Here is a 16383-nt window from a genome sequence, read left to right as displayed (position 1 = left end):
TCTCATACGACGCATCTCCTTCGGGCGGATCTGCAGGCCTCTCGATCAGAATTTCCGACTCCCGACGCGGGGTACGCAATGTCGCGGGCGACACGACACGCCAGCCGGCGGGCTCAACGCTCAGGTCGATGACGGCGCGGCGCTCGGCGAATGTGTAAAGGTACTGGAGCTCGGCCCGTTCCTGCGGCGCGCCCTTCCCCTCGCCAACCTGTCGGGAGGACAGGAGGCGTATCGACCAGGGCGGATCGGGCGGAAAGGCTGTTCGAACCGCCTCAATTCGCTGCGCATAGTCGGGCGTCGCGACCAGCGCCGGAGCCAGTCCCCGGTCTATGGCCCTCCAGTCGCCGCGCTGGACCGCGTCAATGAAAAGCCTTCCCATCCGGTCCGCGTCCAGCTCCGCACGGGGCGGAGCGCAGGCCGACAGAAGGGCGAGGACAAGAACAAGCGCCAGCCTCCTCATGCGGGCCGGAACCTGAGGGCGAAGCCGTTGTTGCAGTACCTCCGACCCGTCGGCGGCGGGCCGTCATTGAACCTGTGCCCATGGTGACCCAGGCACTGGGCGCAGTGGTATTCCGTCCGGGGAACGCCGATGAGCCAATCCGTCTTGAACCGGAATGCTCCTGGAAGCGCCGTATGGAAGCTGGGCCAGCCGGTTCCGCTGTCGTACTTCCAGGCGGATCGGAAGAGCGCGAGGTCACAGCCGAGGCAGTGATAGGTCCCCTTGCGCTTCTCATGGAGCAGCGGGCTGGAACCCGGCCTCTCGGTATCCTCCTTGCGCAGGATCGCGAAGGCCGTCGGAGACAGCCTCCTCTGCCATTCAGCCTCGGTGATCCGGCGATAGGGCGAGGCAGCGAAGGGATCGCTCGCGGCCCCGGCCTGGGGGGCGGCGAACAGGGCTGTCGCGCCGAGCAAAAAGCCCCGCCGACCAGGCCGACGCTCAGAGGCCGGCATCTTCAGCCAGTCCCAGCATCAGGTTGAGGTTCTGGACGCAGGCGCCCGAAGCGCCCTTGCCCAGGTTGTCCAGCACTGCCACCAGACGGGCCTGAGTCCCATCGGGCGAGCCGAAGACAAAGAGCTTCAGGAGGTTGGTTCCGTTCAGGGATTCTGGATCCAGCTCCCGGACATGGCCCGCCGCCCCGGCGCGGACCTTCTGGAGCCCGGCGCAGGCTTCGGCGTCCGCAACCTGGACGAACTGCTCGCCCGCATAGGCTGCCCGTAAAACTTCGCGGATCTGGTCGGGCGAAGGCCGGCCCGGCAGGGCGTACAGGGCCAGGGGCACTTCGACCAGCATGCCCTGGGCGTATCGTCCTACAGATGGGGCGAAGACCGGCGCATGCTCCAGCCCGCAATGAATGCGCATTTCCGGCAGGTGCTTGTGCGCGAGCGAGAGGCCATAGGTGCGGAAAGCGTCCTGCGTGCCCGCCGGCCGAGCGTCCTCGAACTCCGCGATGAGCCCCTTTCCGCCCCCGGAATAGCCGGAGATGGCGTTCACCGAGACCGGGAAGCCCGCCGGCAACAGACCCGCGTCGACGAGAGGGCGCAGAAGGCCGATGAAGCCTGTCGGATAGCAACCTGGATTGCTCACCCTCGAGGCCGACCGGATGGCGGCCCTCTGGTCGCGGGTCATTTCTGGAAAGCCGTAGGTCCAGCCCGACGCCGTGCGGAAGGCCGTCGAGGCGTCGATCACCTTCACCCGGTCGGACCCGATCATGGCGACAGCCTCACGCGAGGCTTCGTCGGGCAGGCAGAGGACCACGAGGTCGGCGGCGTTCAGGAGTTCCCGGCGCGCCTCCGGTTCCTTCCGGCGGTCGGGGTCTATGGAAAGGAGCGAGAGGTCCCGGCGACCTTCCAGCCGCTCGCGGATCTGGAGCCCGGTGGTTCCGGCCTCGCCGTCGATGAAGACCCTAGGCGCCATGCCTGCTCTCCTCCTGCCAGGGAAACCCAGCCCGGCCGCCAGGGCGACCCCGGGAGGACGCGCTACTCCATTCCGCGCCGGAACGCCACTGATCAGCCGCCGGAACCGGCGCCTCCGTCCTCGCCGTAGGGCGCGAAGTCAAACCGGAAGTAGTCGCTGTCGCACCAGCCGATGTGGGTCTGGATCGTGTTCCGGGCGAAACCGGCGCGCCGGAAACCGCAAGTCTCCAGGAGCCTTCGGGAGCGATGGTTCCGCGGATCGACATCGGCCTAGAGGTGATCGCAGGCGACCTGCCCCCGCATGTAGGCGATCAGCCCCAGAAGGCCCTCCCGAGCGACGCCTTGTCCCCGGGTCGACCTGTGCAGGATGAACCCGACCTCCGGGACCCGCCAGCACCCCATCTTGCCGATGATCCTCCCTCCCATCTCGATGAAGAAGTCGTAGGGCGAGGCCGACGGGTCATCCAGCAGGGGCTGCAACCACGGCCGGGTCACATCCACCGAAGCGTGGGGGCCTTAGGACCAGTAGGTCAGGGCCTCGGCGTCCAAGAAAATCGCATGGATATCTGCAAGATCCGTCATCCTCGGCGGTCTCAGGATCAGCCGGTCAGGGGTGAACAGGGCCTGTCCTCCGGACCTGCGAGACCGCCCGGGGGCGGCCCGCACACGAAAGAGGGGGGCGCCATTCCTGGCAGCCCCCCGGAATTCCCGCCGCTCGGGCGAAAGGTTCCTAGCGCTTCGAGAACTGGAAGCTGCGGCGGGCCTTCGCCTTGCCGTACTTCTTGCGCTCGACGACCCGGCTGTCACGGGTCAGGAAGCCATGGGGCTTGAGAACAGGACGCAGCTCGGGCTCGAAATAGGTCAGGGCCTTGGAGATCCCGTGCCGGATGGCGCCAGCCTGCCCGGACAGACCAGAGCCGGCGACCGAGACCACCACATCGAACTGGCCGGCGCGGTTCGAGACCTCGAGCGGCTGGGCGATCATCATGCGCAAAACGGGTCGAGCGAAGTAGACCGCCTGGTCGCGGCCGTTGATGGTGATCTGCCCCTTGCCCGGCTTGATCCAGACGCGGGCGACCGCGTTCTTGCGCTTGCCGGTGGCGTAGGCGCGGCCCTGGGCGTCGAGCTTGCGCTCGTGGACAACCGGCTGGGCGACGGCCTGGGTGGAGAGGCTTTGCAGGGCGTCGAAGCCCGTGGGAGCTGGAGCGTCGGTCATGAGCTTACTTGGTCCGGACGTTCTTGGCGTTCATATCGCCGAAGACCACGGTCTCCGGGTTCTGGGCGGCGTGGGGATGCTCCGCGCCAGCATAGACGCGCAGATGAGTCAGCTGCCGGCGAGCCAGCGGGCTTTCCTTGGGAAGCATGCGCTCGACCGCCTTTTCCAGCACGCGCTCAGGGAAGCGACCACCGAGGATCTTGTCCGCGGTGCGTTCCTTGATCCCGCCCGGGTGCCCGGTGTGCCAGAAATAGGTCTTCTGCTGGAGCTTGCGCCCGGTCAGCTTCACCTTGTCGGCGTTGATCACGACCACAAAGTCACCGCAATCGACGTGCGGCGTATAGTCGGGGCGGTGCTTGCCGCGGAGACGATTGGCGATGAAGGACGCAAGACGGCCGACAACGGCGTTCTCTGCATCGATCACGATCCACTTCTTCTCGACGTCGGCGGGCTTCAGCGAAGCCGTCGTCTTCAGCATGGGACACAGTCCATAGGTTGATCGGGGGCAAGCCCTCAAGGAGGCGCGGCGATACGACAGCCGCGCGGACCTGTCAACTCGCAGACCCCGGAAATCCCGGAAGCTATGGAAAAAACGAAAGAATTTTAACTAGGTATTATGATACCCAAGTCGAGCGACGCGCCATCCAGAGGAAGGCTGTTGCAAGACCCAGCAGGATGGCGGCGGCGCCCTGATGCGCGAGACCCAATGACAGCGGTGTCGCGGAGGTAAGTGTCCAGATCCCCAGCGCCGCCTGTCCAAACACGCCGAGGGACAGGACAACGCCCATCCGGCGCAGAGCCGGGGCGGCTCTTCGGGAGCGCAGGCAAGCGACCAGCAAGGCAAGGGCGCCGGCGCACAGGAGGTAAGCCCCCACCCTGTGATTGACCTGAACCGCAGGAATGGAGTGGGCGATCGTCGCCCAGACGCCCGGTCCGCCATAGCCATCAGGGAACCATTGCCCTCCCATCAGCGGCCAGTCCGTGAGCACATACCCCGCGTCGTTACCCGCTACGAGCGCACCCAGGAGAATCTGGAGATAGACCATGACCGCAAGGCCGAGCGCCGCCACGGGCCACGGTCCTCGCGCCTTCCTGCGCGAGGGGCCGTTCCAGGCCTCGAGGCCCGTCCAGAGGAGAGCCGCGAGAAGAAAGAAGGCCAGGCCCAGATGCGTCATCAGCCGCTCGGGTGCGACGGATACCCGCTCGCTCAGGCCGCTGGCGACCATCCACCAGCCAATCAGGCCCTGAAGCCCGCCCAGGGCGAACAGACCCCAGCAGCGCCCCACAAGCCTTTGGGGGATCTGCCGCCGGAACAGGAAGACCGCAAAGGGAATCGCGAAGGCGAGACCCACCAGCCGGCCGAGAAAACGGTGCCCCCACTCCCACCAGTAGATGAACTTGAAGGCCTCCATGGACATGCCGCGGTTGACCTCCTGGTACTGGGGGATCAGCCGGTACTTTTCGAACTCTTCGATCCACTGGGCTTCATTCAGGGGGGGGAGCGTTCCCGTCACCGGCCGCCATTCGGTGATGGAAAGGCCAGAGCCTGTGAGGCGGGTTGCACCGCCCACGATCACCATGGTCAGAACCAGGGCGGCCACTGCGAAAAGCCATATCGCCACAGGCCGGGAGCGGTCTGGAGGTGTCGAGGCGCGCATGTCGTCCTGCTAGCCGTGTCTGATGCTGTCGTCCATCTCTCGATGGCGAGACGCGAGATGAGACCTATATTCCCCCTATGCAACCCCGACTTCGCAGCTTTATCGGTTCCATGGCCATCCTGGCTTTCATGGCCGTCTACATCTGGGCGGCGACCCTCGTCGCCGATCGTTTGCCGGACAATATGGCGATCAAGATGCTGTTTTTCGCAGTGGCCGGCCTGGGATGGGGGGTGCCGATCCTGCCCCTCATCTCATGGATGAACCGGGGCCGCTGAGCCGATGGTCGGAGCGGCGGGATTCGAACCCACGACCCCTTGACCCCCAGTCAAGTGCGCTACCAGGCTGCGCTACGCTCCGACATCGGCGAGCGGTCCTTCTAGCGGCTTGGGCATGGCGGGCAAGCCTTTTCGGCGCCAGAGGCGCCCCGGTTCACGACGACAGCAGAGCGTCCAGCCGCCGTTTGATCGCCAGCAGATCCTCCCGCGCCGCCAGAAGCCTGTCCAAGCCCTCGGCGGGCGGACTGACGGATGCGCTCACCACCCGTGGAGCATCGGCCTCGGCATGCGCCGCGCCGGGTGGACCCTCGCCCCCGGAAGCCGGACCTGCGAGGGCGAGGAGCCCGCGCACCCCTGCACCTCGGCTCAGAGCCTGCACCTCACGGATCGAGCGGTCCTGTTCGTGCAGGAGCACCTTCAACGCCCTGAGCAGTTTGATATCCTGGGGCCGGTAGAAGCGCCGGCCGCCCGCGCGTTTCATCGGCCGGATCACAGAGAGACGGCTTTCCCAGAAGCGCAGGACGTGGGGGGCGACCCCGACCTCCTCGGCAGCCTCCGAGATCGTCCGGAAGGCGTCGGGTCCCTTGGCCACGATCTATTTCGAGAGCGCGCGGTCTATGCGCGCCTTCATGACCTGGCTGGCGCGGAAGCCGATCACACGCCTCGGCTCGATCGCTGCGGGTTCCCCGGTCTTGGGGTTACGGCCCATGCGGGCGCGCTTTTCGCGGATCTGGAAAACCCCGAAGCCGGAAAGCTTGACCTGCTCGCCCCGCTCCAGGGCCTGGGCCGTCAGTTCGAGGGTGCGCTCGACAAGCTCCGCACAGTCATGGCGGGTCAGGCCGACCTCTTCATGGACGGCTTCGGAAAGGTCCGCCCGGGTGACGGTCGATCCATTCATGGCCGCAATCCCTGCCTGGAAACAGACTCTCCGCCAAGATGACGGGGTAGGCGCACAGATAAGCCTTTCAGGTCAAACCCATCAACCCTGAAGTTAACGACCCGGCAGGCCTAGAGTCGAACAGTGCAGGCGCCCCAGGTCAGCCCGCCCCCCATGGCTTCCAGAAGGAGGAGTTGCCCCTTGCGAATGCGCCCGTCGGCGATGCCCTGGGCAAGGGCCAGGGGAATGGAGGCGGCGGACGTATTGGCGTGTTCGGCCACTGTTGAAATCACCTTGGACTCATCCAGACCCAGACGGTTGGCCACGCCGTTCAGGATTCGCTGGTTGGCCTGGTGCGGGATGAACCAGTCGACGTCCGGGATCTTGACCCCGGCGTCCTCTGCAGCCGCCTTCACAGCCTCCGAGATGTTGACGACGGCGTGCTTGAAAACCTGATTTCCCTGCATCCGAAGATGCCCGATCTGGCCGTTGGTCGAGACGCCCCCATCGACATAGAGAAGGTCCTGCTTGGTTCCATCCGCCCGGAGAGCGAATCCCAGCAGCCCACGGTCCGATGAGTCTCCCCTGCCCTCGCCGGGCTCAAGCACGACGGCGCCGGCGCCGTCCCCGAACAGGACGCAGGTGCCCCGGTCGCTCCAGTCCATAAGCCGGGTCATGGTCTCGGCGCCGATCACCAGCGCGCAGCGCGACCTTCCACGGGCAACGAAACCGTCCGCGGTCGAAAGGGCGTAGACGAAACCCGAGCAGACCGCCTGCACGTCGAAGGCGATGCCGATCGGGCACCCGAGCTTGCGCTGGACGATGGTCGCCACCGCGGGAAAGGTCAGGTCAGGCGTGGTGGTGGCCACCAGGATGAGGTCGACGTCGGCAGGGGTGCGCCCGGCGGATTCAAGGGCCCTCCGGGCCGCCTCCACCGCGAGATCGGAGACCGCCTGGTCGGGGGCGGCCCGGTGACGCTGCCGGATCCCGGTGCGTTCCCGGATCCATTCATCCGAGGTGTCGACAAAGCGGGCGAGATCGTCATTGGTGAGGATCTCTTCGGGCAGGTACCCTCCCACGCCCGTGATGATGCTGCGGATCACGCCGTCTCCTCCGGTCGCGCAGCGCCGAGGAGCGACATGTTCCGCTCGATCTGGCCCATGAAATCACTCGCGGCCAGATCTACGGCAAGCCCGACGGACCGACCGAAGTCCTTGGCGTCGGCGCTCCCGTGGCACTTGATCACCAGTCCGTTCAGGCCAAGCAGGGGGGCTGCGGGGGTCGGCGTGATGCGGGCCTTGAAACGCCGCAGGGCTGAACGGGCCAGCAGAGCGGCGATCTTTGCGGCGGGGCTCGAGGTCAGCGCCGCCTTCAGCTCGTCGGTGATGTACTTGGCCGCACCCTCGCCTGTCTTGAGTGCGACATTCCCCGTGAAGCCGTCCGTCACCACGACGTCTACCAGGTTGGTCGAAAGATCATCGCCTTCGACAAACCCATGATAGGCGACATCCAGGCGTCCGCTCCGAAGCACGGCGTGGGCCCGCTGAACCTCTTCGTGCCCCTTCATGTCCTCGGAGCCGACGTTGAGGAGACCCACTCGCGGCTTTGCGACGCCGTAGGCGACCCGGTGGTAGGCCTCTCCCAGGATCGCGAACTCCACAAGACGGTCCGCGTCGCACTCGATGTTCGCTCCCGCATCGAGCAGTGTCGTGGCCCCCTTGATCCCCGGCCAGGGCACCACAAGCGGCGGCCGCTCCATCGGCACGCTCATCCGGAGAATCAGGCGGGAGATAGCCATCAGGCTCCCCGTACTGCCGCTTGAGACCGCAGCCGCAGCCTCGCCGGACTTCACGGACTCCACGGCGTTCCACATCGAGGCGCCCTTGCCGCGGCGCACCGCGTTGGCGGGCTTCTCGTCGGAAGCGATGACCTTGTCGGTATGCCGGATCTCGCTTCGCCGGGAGAGATCGCCCGACCGGGCCAACTCCTGAGAGATCGCAGCCTCATCCCCATGCAGAAGGAACCGGACGTGGCCCGGCAGATGCCTCAGGGCCAGGGCCAGACCCGGCACCGTGGCGGAAACCCCGTGGTCGCCGCCCATGGCGTCGACGGAAATGATACTGGATGCCGACAAAGGACTCAGTCCGCCCTCACCTTCCCAAGGAAGGCAGGATACAGTCCGGCGCCCGGCATGCAAACGAACACCGCCGCCCTCATGTCTGGGTGGGCTTCGTCAGATTGCGCAGGGCGGCGAAGGGTGAGACGTCCCCGGCCTCCTGTGACCAGCTGAAGACCGCGTCGGGTCTTCTCGGAAAGGGATCGACGGCCAGCGCGAGATGTTCGGCCAGAATGGCGTCAAGGTCGATCAGGTCGCCATCCAGCGTTTCCGGAGGATCAGGTGTTTCGAGGGAGACCTCGAGTTCCCCCTCCTCCGCGGCGGGCAGATTAGGGCTACCCTGCGGAAGCAGCCTCAGATCAATGTCTCCCTCCAGGGGCTGGGAGAAGGGCTCGAGGCTCACTCCGCAGATTTGCGTCACCTCGCACCGGAACCGACCCTTTACCTCGCAGCCGTCGAGCCACGGTCGCACCTCGAAGTCGGCTTCCAGCCCGGTGAGCGAGACTACGCCAACCGAACGGGCGAGCGCCGAACACACACCGGCGTCCGGCCTCCTTCGACGCCGAACGCCCCCCGCCGCGAGATCGCCAAGGCGGACCGTACCGGGCTCAGGCGTCACGGGGCGGCCCAGGAGAGTTCGCCATCCAGCAGAGACCGCAGGCTTAGGGCCTCAAGATGCGCCTTCTGGCGCAGCACATAGGCGGCCATCGCCTCCACGGGCGGATGCTCCACCCCTTCATAGACCGTCCGGGCCAGGATGGTCTCGAGGCTGTCGGCGTCAGGCTGTTCCCGGAAAGCCGCATCGTAGTTCTTCAGCCTGCCGTAGAGGGCCTCGCCGATCTTGCGCATCTTCCGGCCCACCGAGAGGTCTCCAACACCCATCTCGCGCAGGGCGTCATCGAGAGCCCGCACATAGGCGTCGAAGACCCCCTGCGAGACCTCGCCCGCCTCGTCTCCCTGACGCACCAGCCTGTCCAGCAGCAGGATCACATGAAGGCTGTAGAGCTCGAACCGCCCTTCCACCGTGTCCGGGCTCGCCAGCTCGGTATAGAGTTCGGGGCTTCGGGCCTGGTTGACGCAGGCGGCGTAGAGCCGTCGGCCGGTCTCCACGGTGGGGCGCTTTCGGAAGAGTCGCATCTCGGCCTCGATTTCGCCGCGACGCGCGGCTATTGGCGGCATTGCAGTAAGGGGCTGCGGACGCTAGGTCAAAGCCCGGACAGAGGAAACGGAAGCCCGATGTTGAAACCTGCAGCGATCGCCGTCGTCCTCGCTGGCGCCGCCCTCACCGGCGCCTGCGCGCCAATAGCCGCCTATTCAGGGTTCCAGGCGATCGAGGCCAGTCCCGCGGACGTGAAGCCCGTCGAGGACAACAAGGCGACGGTCCGCGGCCGGCTCGGCTCGCCCTCGGTGGTCTCCGCGTTCGACTCGAATGTCTGGATCTACATGAACCAGGTGAAGGAGACCGTCGCCTTCATGCGACCTGTCGTGACCCGCAGGGAGGTCACTGTGATCACGTTCGACAAGGACACCGAGGCGGTGGCGTCGGTCGACAACCTGACGCTGGCCGATGGCAAGGTGATTGCCTTTAGCGGTCGCGAGACCCCGACGCGAGGACGGGAGCTGACCGTCATAGAACAGCTCATCGGCTCTATCGGCGCTGGCGGCATCCTGCCGCGCGAAGAAGAAGGTGTCCCGGGAAGCCGCCCGGGCGATCGCCGCTAGAATCACCATCAGCTCAACCGATATTCCGGTCGTGATCGGGCATGGCCAGGGCGCGCGCGCCGCAGCGTAGCGCCCAAGAAAGACGCCCCGGAGTCCAGCTCCGGGGCGCCACGTTTCTTCTGTCAGGTGTCAGGCCCCCGTCGGGGGAGCCCCCTATCCGCCGGCTGAATGCAGAATAGCCAGCAGCAGCAGGGCCACGATGTTCGTGATCTTGATCATCGGGTTCACGGCGGGACCCGCGGTGTCCTTGTAGGGATCGCCGACGGTATCGCCGGTCACTGCAGCCTTGTGGGCCTCAGAGCCCTTGCCGCCGTAGTGGCCTTCCTCGATCAGCTTCTTGGCGTTGTCCCAGGCGCCGCCGCCCGAAGTCATCGAGATCGCCACAAAGAGGCCGGTCACGATCACGCCCATCAGCATGGCGCCCAGCGAAGCAAAGCCATTCGCCTTGCCCGCCACGGCGGTGATGGCGAAGAAGAGCACCACCGGAGAAACGACAGGCAGCAGCGACGGAACAATCATTTCGCGGATGGCGGCGTTCGTCAAAATGCTCACCGCACGGCCATACTCGGGCTTGACCTCCCCCGTCATGATGCCGGGGTTTTCGCGGAACTGGCGACGGACTTCCGCCACCACCGATTCCGCCGCCCGTCCCACTGCGGTCATCGAAAGCCCGCCGAACAGGAAGGGCAGAAGCCCCCCGAAGAGCAGGCCAACCACGACGTAGGGGTTGGAGAGGTCGAAGGCGACCGTGCCCAGGCCTTCGAAGAAGGATCCGGGTTTGGCCTCGGCCGAGAAGTACTTCAGGTCCTCCGTATAGGCGGCGAAGAGCACCAGCGCCCCCAGTCCGGCCGACCCGATGGCGTAGCCCTTGGTCACGGCCTTCGTGGTGTTGCCGACCGCGTCGAGGGCGTCGGTGGTGACCCGCACTTCCGGGGGAAGGCCCGCCATTTCGGCAATGCCGCCGGCGTTGTCGGTGACCGGCCCGAAGGCGTCTAGCGCAACGATGAAGCCCGCCAGCGACAGCATGGCGGTCGTCGCGATGGCGATGCCGTAAAGGCCGGCAAGGCCATAAGTGACCATGATGCCAGCGATGATGACGAGGGCCGGCGCCGCCGTCGATTCCAGGCTCATGGCCAGGCCCTGGATCACGTTGGTGCCGTGGCCGGAGACGGACGCCTTCGCCACGGACTTCACCGGGCGGAAGCCCGTTCCGGTGTAGTACTCGGTGATCACGACGATGAGCGCCGTGACGATCAGTCCGACCAGGCCGCAAAGGAACAGGGACTGGGCGTCGATGATCGTCCCGGAGTTGGTGGCGACCGGGGTCGGGACAAGGGCGTGGACCGCCCACCAGATGGCCCCGACAGACAGGATGCCGGTCACGATCAGGCCCTGATAGAGGGCCCCCATGATGTTCTGCGACCGCCCCAGGCGCACCGCGAAGGTGCCGAGGATCGAGGTCACGATGCAGACTGCGCAGATGACCAGAGGCAGAAGCATCAGGTTCATCGCGCCGGCGCCGAAGAAGATGGCGGCCAGCACCATGGTGGCCACTGTGGTCACGGCGTAGGTCTCGAACAGGTCGGCCGCCATGCCTGCGCAGTCACCGACATTGTCGCCGACATTGTCCGCAATCGTGGCGGCGTTGCGGGGGTCATCCTCCGGGATGCCGGCCTCGACCTTGCCCACCATGTCTCCGCCCACGTCGGCGCCCTTGGTGAAGATCCCGCCGCCCAGACGGGCGAAGATGGAAATCAGCGAGGCGCCGAAGCCCAGGGCGACCAGGGCGTCGATGACGTGCCGGTCATCATGCGCCAGGCCCATGGGGCCGGTCAGGACGTGGAAATAGCCCGCAACGCCCAGCAGCGCGAAGCCCGCCACCAGCATGCCGGTGATGGCCCCGGAACGAAAGGCCATGGACAGGCCCTGCGCCAGACCCTCGGAGGCCGCCTGCGCTGTCCGCACATTGGCCCGGACCGAGATCAGCATGCCGACAAAGCCGGCGACGCCTGAAAGCACGGCCCCGATCAGGAAGCCGATCGCCGCAAGCGCACCCAGGAGGGGGAAGAGGGCGAGAAAGATCACGCCCCCCACGATGGCAATCGCGGTGTACTGCCGATTGAGGTAGGCCTGAGCGCCTTCCTGGATCGCCGCGGCGATCTCCTGCATCCGCGCATTGCCGGGCGATGCCCGCATGAGCGAGACCGTCTGGACGGCGCCATACAGCACCGCAAGGAAGCCGGCCAAGATCGCCAGCATGATGTAGCTCATAGTCGAAGCGCCCCTTCAAAGACGTCACGGAGACAGCGTGGAACCCGACGAATCCCGGACACCCGCGGCGGCCCCCCTGATTTTTCAGGCCGGAATGCCCCCGGCCCCACAGTTCTAGACAAGACGGCGCAGCCGATCCCGGGTCCGCCGAAAGACGCGCGAAACTGCCAAACCTCGGCCTTGCATGCAACGATTGTTCGTCTCCTGGCCGATCCGGGCCCGTCAGGGGCGATCCGCACCCCCACCAGAGGCGCCCCGCTCTTGTGGCGAATAGATCCGCTTCTGGGGTTTCTGGTCCCGCAGAAGGACCGATCGCACCCGGGATGCGCCGAAGGCGGCCTTGGCCTCCTGGAGCAAAACTGCCTCGAAACGCTTGCGGTCCAGCGACATGAGGTCATTCGCCGCATTCATGGGATTACGGTAGGCCGCGCGCACCAGGCCTGCTCGAATGAATGGCTCTCGCGCCTCTATCTCGGCGGGCGTCAACCCGGGAGCCAGTTCGACTCGGGCCCGGATGAAGACGAAGTTCACGACCCTTCCCTCCCGCAAGATCGGCAGGCCAATTCCCGAGAGGTCGAGACGCGCGTTCGCATCGCCCCCTGCCGGCGGTGGCGGCCCGGCCGCCGGGGGCGGCTCGGCCGCCAGGGCGGCGTCCGCCCTCGGGACCGAAATCAGGACAAGCATCAGCAGAAGGCCGGGGACACGCACCATCACCCACCTGAACCACGCCCGGAGCGACGAGACCCCGGACGGTGACCATCCCCCAGTGCTGAGAGCCTTATTCATGGCGCCAGCCGCCAGGGCCCGGGGCGTATGCGACGCCGGCCAGTCGAATCTCCGAGGGTCCTTCAACAAACTCTCCGATCCGTGTGCAACCAGCAGCTTCGAGGCGTTGTCTCTTGCCCGCCGGCGCGGCGAGAACGATCTGGTAGTCATCCCCGCCCGAGGCAAGACCTGTCAGGGCCGTGAGCCGGTCGGGTTGCGCGCCAAGCCAGGCTTGAGCCGGGCCTGAGAGCGGCATCTGCTCGAGATCGAGACAGACGCCACAGCCCGAAGCCGTGGCGAGATGCCCGGCGTCTGCGATCAAGCCGTCGGAGACATCCGCCGCCGCAGAGGCGCAGTCCCGGAGGGTCTCGCGGAGATCGAGCCTCGGCTGCGGACGACGGAAACCTTGGCGCAGGGCCCCGGAGGGATCCTCGATCTCGCCCATTACCGCCTTGAGCCCCAGCCAGCCGTCCCCGACAGGCCCGGAGACAAAAAGGACGTCTCCTGGCCGGGCGCCGGATCGACGGATGATCCCGCCGGGCGGACATCGCCCGAAGAAGGTGCCTGAGGCCATGAAGGGGCCCGGGGTCGAGACCGTGTCCCCTCCGAGAAGGACAAGCCCGAACTCGCGGGCCTCGACGGCGAGCGCCCTGGCGAAGGATCGACGTCTTTCGAGGGGCCAGGCCTTAGACCAGGCGATCGATTGCAGCCAGGCGAAGGGCTCCGCTCCCTTGGCCGCCAGATCCGAGAGATTGACCCTGAAGAACCGGGCGGCGGCGTCCTCCGCACTCTCGCCCTCCGGAAAATGAACGCCCTCAACGATCGCGTCCTGTGTGACAACAATGTCGGATCCCGCCTGGACGGGTAGAACAGCGGCGTCATCGAGGAGGTCCAGGGCTCCGGGCTCTCCGCCGGTCAGGGGGCGGAAGAGCTCGGCGATCTGTCCGAACTCATCCGGAATCCGTGCGGGATCAGGACCGGACATCCCGAGCCAGTCCATCCAGAGCGGCGTTGACGAAGCCGGGTTCCGGGCCCTCGAAGAAGGACCGGGCGAGGTCGACATATTCGTTGATCACGACCTCAACCGGGATATCCGGTCGTCGGGCGAGCTCGAAAGCGCCGGCCCTGAGAATGGCGCGGACAGTCGCATCGAGCCGCTCAAGTCTCCAGCCATCCGCCAGGCGCCGGGCGATGGAGGTGTCAATCCGCCGTTGCTGATCGACCACCCCTCGGACCAGCTCGCCAAAGAACGTCTCATCTGCGCCGGCCAGGGTCTCGCCTTCCTCGCCGCCGACCGGTCTGTCGAAGCGGTGATCCGAGAACTCCCGCACCACAGCTTCCACCCCGACGCCCGAGACCTCCATCTGGTAAAGGGCCTGGACCGCGGCGAGACGGGCGACAGAGCGGGCCTGGTGGGACGCTGACATCACCGGTCCTGACCGAGGAACCGCCGCCGCAGGCCGATCATGTCCAAAGCAGCCCTCGCGGCGCCACCGCCCTTGTCACCCTCGCTGACCCGGGCCCGCGCCCAGGCCTGATCCTCGTCCTCAACCGTCAGGATGCCGTTCCCCAGGCAGACTCCCTGCCGGACGGTCAGGTCCATGAGCCCCCGGGCGCTCTCGTTCGAGACGATCTCGAAGTGATAGGTCTCGCCCCGGATCACGGTTCCGAGGGCGACATAACCGTCGTAGCTGACGCCCGCCGGGGAATGCCGCGCCTCATGGGCCATGGCGATAGCTCCGGGGATCTCCAGCGCCCCGGGGACACTCACCACGTCGAACTCGGCGCCGTGGGCGGAGATCACGTCCGAAGCCCCGCGAAGCAGCTCATCGGCCAGGTCGTCATAGAACCGCGCCTCGACGATCAGGAGGCGCACCTTTTCCGGAGTCATTTCAGCTTTCCTTCTCAGCGGCGCTTCTAGGCCGTTTCGCGCCAGCGGGCGAGATACCGGGCCAGCATGTCGATCTCGAGGTTGACCCGGGCCCCGGGCGCGAGGTCGCCCAAGGTGGTGACCTCCCATGTATGGGGGATCAGGTTGACGCCGAAGACATCGTCCTCGACCTCGTTGACCGTCAGGGAAACGCCATCCACGGTGATGGAGCCCTTCGGGGCAATGAACCGGTGGAGCGGCCTGGGCGCGCGGAAACGCACCCGCCGCGAGCCGCCTTCCGGGGTGATCGAGATCACCTCTCCAATACCGTCCACATGTCCAGAGACGATATGGCCGCCCAGTTCGTCTCCGACCTTCGCCGCCCGCTCCAGGTTGACGCGTCGACCCACCTTCCAGTCCGCCAGGTGTGTCAGCGCGAGCGTCTCGCCGGACACCTCAACTGCAAACCAGTCTTCACCCTTGTCCACGACGGTCAGGCAGCATCCCGAATGGCTGATCGAGGCCCCGATATCGACGGTGGAGAGGTCGTAGGCCGTGCCGATCTCGAACCGGCGATCCCTGTTTGTATCTCGGACCACCCGGACGGTTCCGATGTCGGTGACGATTCCGGTGAACATCAGATCCTCTCGTAGGTTTCGCAGAGGTCGGGTCCGACCTCCGCCAGGGAGACGCGCCGGAAGCGCGGGGCCTCGGCCAGGAGTTCCCATGGCAGATCGCCCACCGCCGGTCGACCCCGGGCGCCCAGGATGAGGGGCGCGCGGAACCAGACCAGCCGGTCGACCAGGCCCGCGGCCAGGAACGATGCCGCGACCTTGCCGCCGCCCTCGATGAAGAGATCCACCAAGCCCTCAGCTCTCAGCGCTTCGACGACGTCGGCCGGGCTGGGGCGAGCGCCATTGCCTGTCGGCGCGAGGACCTTGACACCCAGGTCCGTCAGGTATGGCGCCCCCCGTTCGCCCGCCACCAGCACGGTCGGAGTGACGCGGGCCGTCCGGGCCAGCCGGGATTCGGGTGGAAGTCTCTGACGGGTGTCCAGGACGACCCGGGTGGGCTGGGGACCCAAATACCCCTCAAGACGGACGGTCAGATCCGGGTCGTCAGCAATCGCGGTCTCTATCCCGACCACCACGGCCTGGTGAGCCGCCCGCATGCGGTGAACTTCGCGCCGGGCTTCCTCACCTGTGATCCAGCGACTCTCCCCGGTTGCGGTGGCGATCCGGCCATCCAGGCTGGTCGCAAGCTTCAGGGTGACCCGGTTAGCGGTCATCCTCTCCGCTCTCGCTCAGGCCCTCGCGACCGAGGAAGGTTGCGAACTCGGCCGCCTCCCGGAAGTCGCGATAGACCGAGGCGTACCGGACATAGGCCACGTCATCGAGGGCCTTGAGCTGCTTCATCACCATCTCGCCCACCACCGAAGACGGCAGCTCGGTCTCACCGAGGCTCTCCAATTGCCGGACGATCTGCGAGATCATCCGTTCAATCCTCTCCGGCTCGATGGGTCGCTTGCGTGAGGCGATGGCGATGGAGCGCGCCAGCTTGTCCCGATCAAAGGGCGTGCGCCGCCCGGACCGCTTGAGAATGGTGATTTCTCGAAGCTGTACGCGCTCGAAGGTTGTGAAACGACCGCCGCATTCCGGGCAGGACCTGCGACGCCGGATGGCCGCACCGTCATCCGACG

At 66.4% G+C, this 16383-nt stretch carries 23 protein-coding genes and 1 tRNA gene; 2 read left to right on the top strand and 22 right to left on the bottom strand.

Annotated elements, in window-relative coordinates:
* The 7 genes from INE98_RS14170 to INE98_RS14140 all read right to left on the bottom strand — a co-directional run.
* On the bottom strand, nt 1-460 hold a 460-nt coding region (locus INE98_RS14170), incomplete at its 3' end, for a hypothetical protein (protein WP_293539745.1).
* Nucleotides 457-912 (bottom strand): peptide-methionine (R)-S-oxide reductase MsrB, encoded by a 456-nt coding sequence (msrB, locus tag INE98_RS14165; protein ID WP_293539744.1) that lies wholly within the window; start codon nt 910-912, stop codon nt 457-459. The genes msrB and INE98_RS14170, both read right to left, overlap by 4 nt.
* A 25-nt stretch (nt 913-937) precedes the next feature.
* The gene (gene argC, locus INE98_RS14160; protein WP_293539743.1) at nt 938-1915 is read right to left on the bottom strand and encodes an N-acetyl-gamma-glutamyl-phosphate reductase; all 978 of its coding nucleotides are present in this window, start codon (nt 1913-1915) and stop codon (nt 938-940) included.
* A 269-nt stretch (nt 1916-2184) separates the two neighbouring features.
* Entirely contained in the window at nt 2185-2415 is a 231-nt protein-coding gene (locus INE98_RS14155) for a GNAT family N-acetyltransferase (RefSeq protein ID WP_293539742.1), read from the bottom strand.
* Nucleotides 2416-2644: 229 nt separating this feature from the next.
* Nucleotides 2645-3130: a 30S ribosomal protein S9 gene (rpsI, locus tag INE98_RS14150; protein WP_293539741.1), complete on the bottom strand. Its 486-nt coding sequence runs from the start codon at nt 3128-3130 to the stop codon at nt 2645-2647.
* A 4-nt stretch (nt 3131-3134) separates the two neighbouring features.
* Nucleotides 3135-3608: a 50S ribosomal protein L13 gene (rplM, locus tag INE98_RS14145; protein WP_293539740.1), complete on the bottom strand. Its 474-nt coding sequence runs from the start codon at nt 3606-3608 to the stop codon at nt 3135-3137.
* A 136-nt stretch (nt 3609-3744) separates the two neighbouring features.
* The gene (locus INE98_RS14140; RefSeq protein WP_293539739.1) at nt 3745-4788 is read right to left on the bottom strand and encodes a COX15/CtaA family protein; all 1044 of its coding nucleotides are present in this window, start codon (nt 4786-4788) and stop codon (nt 3745-3747) included.
* A gap of 77 nt (nt 4789-4865) precedes the next feature.
* Between INE98_RS14140 and INE98_RS14135 the strand changes: the two genes are divergently transcribed.
* Nucleotides 4866-5063: a DUF2842 domain-containing protein gene (locus INE98_RS14135; protein WP_293539738.1), complete on the top strand. Its 198-nt coding sequence runs from the start codon at nt 4866-4868 to the stop codon at nt 5061-5063.
* Between the two features lie 5 nt (nt 5064-5068).
* On the opposite strand, the gene INE98_RS14130 is transcribed toward INE98_RS14135, so the two are convergent.
* The 7 genes from INE98_RS14130 to INE98_RS14100 form a co-directional block, all read right to left on the bottom strand.
* Nucleotides 5069-5145, bottom strand: a tRNA-Pro gene (locus INE98_RS14130).
* A gap of 72 nt (nt 5146-5217) precedes the next feature.
* Entirely contained in the window at nt 5218-5655 is a 438-nt protein-coding gene (locus INE98_RS14125; protein WP_293539737.1) for a MerR family transcriptional regulator, read from the bottom strand.
* Between the two features lie 3 nt (nt 5656-5658).
* Nucleotides 5659-5961 (bottom strand): integration host factor subunit alpha, encoded by a 303-nt coding sequence (locus INE98_RS14120; RefSeq protein WP_293539736.1) that lies wholly within the window; start codon nt 5959-5961, stop codon nt 5659-5661.
* 110 nt (nt 5962-6071) lie between these two features.
* Nucleotides 6072-7043, bottom strand: coding sequence for a beta-ketoacyl-ACP synthase III (locus tag INE98_RS14115; protein ID WP_293539735.1), 972 nt, complete (start codon nt 7041-7043; stop codon nt 6072-6074).
* Nucleotides 7040-8074 (bottom strand): phosphate acyltransferase PlsX, encoded by a 1035-nt coding sequence (plsX, locus tag INE98_RS14110; protein WP_293539734.1) that lies wholly within the window; start codon nt 8072-8074, stop codon nt 7040-7042. The genes INE98_RS14115 and plsX overlap by 4 nt, the downstream gene beginning before the upstream one ends.
* 79 nt (nt 8075-8153) lie before the next feature.
* The gene (locus INE98_RS14105) at nt 8154-8675 is read right to left on the bottom strand and encodes a DUF177 domain-containing protein (protein ID WP_293539733.1); all 522 of its coding nucleotides are present in this window, start codon (nt 8673-8675) and stop codon (nt 8154-8156) included.
* Nucleotides 8672-9193 (bottom strand): ubiquinol-cytochrome C chaperone family protein, encoded by a 522-nt coding sequence (locus tag INE98_RS14100; RefSeq protein WP_293539732.1) that lies wholly within the window; start codon nt 9191-9193, stop codon nt 8672-8674. Before INE98_RS14100 ends, INE98_RS14105 begins: the two co-directional genes overlap by 4 nt.
* A gap of 99 nt (nt 9194-9292) precedes the next feature.
* Here INE98_RS14100 and INE98_RS14095 point away from each other — a divergent pair, with 99 nt between their 5' ends.
* Nucleotides 9293-9778 (top strand): outer membrane protein assembly factor BamE, encoded by a 486-nt coding sequence (locus tag INE98_RS14095; RefSeq protein ID WP_293539731.1) that lies wholly within the window; start codon nt 9293-9295, stop codon nt 9776-9778.
* Between the two features lie 153 nt (nt 9779-9931).
* Here the strand turns inward: INE98_RS14095 and INE98_RS14090 are convergent, their stop codons facing one another.
* From INE98_RS14090 to nrdR, 8 genes are all read right to left on the bottom strand, one after another.
* The gene (locus INE98_RS14090; protein WP_293539730.1) at nt 9932-12049 is read right to left on the bottom strand and encodes a sodium-translocating pyrophosphatase; all 2118 of its coding nucleotides are present in this window, start codon (nt 12047-12049) and stop codon (nt 9932-9934) included.
* Nucleotides 12050-12271: 222 nt separating this feature from the next.
* Entirely contained in the window at nt 12272-12760 is a 489-nt protein-coding gene (locus INE98_RS14085; RefSeq protein ID WP_293539729.1) for a hypothetical protein, read from the bottom strand.
* Between the two features lie 67 nt (nt 12761-12827).
* Entirely contained in the window at nt 12828-13799 is a 972-nt protein-coding gene (gene thiL / locus INE98_RS14080) for a thiamine-phosphate kinase (RefSeq protein ID WP_293539728.1), read from the bottom strand.
* Nucleotides 13786-14241 carry a transcription antitermination factor NusB gene (nusB, locus tag INE98_RS14075; RefSeq protein ID WP_293539727.1) on the bottom strand — a complete coding sequence of 152 codons (456 nt, stop codon included), beginning with the start codon at nt 14239-14241 and terminating at the stop codon, nt 13786-13788. Before nusB ends, thiL begins: the two co-directional genes overlap by 14 nt.
* The gene (ribH, locus tag INE98_RS14070) at nt 14241-14705 is read right to left on the bottom strand and encodes a 6,7-dimethyl-8-ribityllumazine synthase (RefSeq protein WP_293539726.1); all 465 of its coding nucleotides are present in this window, start codon (nt 14703-14705) and stop codon (nt 14241-14243) included. The genes nusB and ribH overlap by 1 nt, the downstream gene beginning before the upstream one ends.
* Nucleotides 14706-14731: 26 nt before the next feature.
* On the bottom strand, nt 14732-15322 hold the full coding sequence (locus tag INE98_RS14065; RefSeq protein WP_293539725.1) for a riboflavin synthase: 591 nt from the start codon (nt 15320-15322) through the stop codon (nt 14732-14734).
* Entirely contained in the window at nt 15322-15972 is a 651-nt protein-coding gene (locus INE98_RS14060; protein WP_293539724.1) for a RibD family protein, read from the bottom strand. The genes INE98_RS14065 and INE98_RS14060 overlap by 1 nt, the downstream gene beginning before the upstream one ends.
* Nucleotides 15962-16383: transcriptional regulator NrdR (gene nrdR, locus INE98_RS14055; RefSeq protein WP_293539723.1), on the bottom strand; the 422-nt coding region annotated here is incomplete at its 5' end. The genes INE98_RS14060 and nrdR, both read right to left, overlap by 11 nt.

It is taken from the genome of Phenylobacterium sp., assembly GCF_020253645.1.
Classification (GTDB): Bacteria; Pseudomonadota; Alphaproteobacteria; order Caulobacterales; family Caulobacteraceae; genus Phenylobacterium.
Note: the sequence above shows the minus strand (reverse complement) of the source record. Positions and strands in the feature narration are given on the sequence as shown.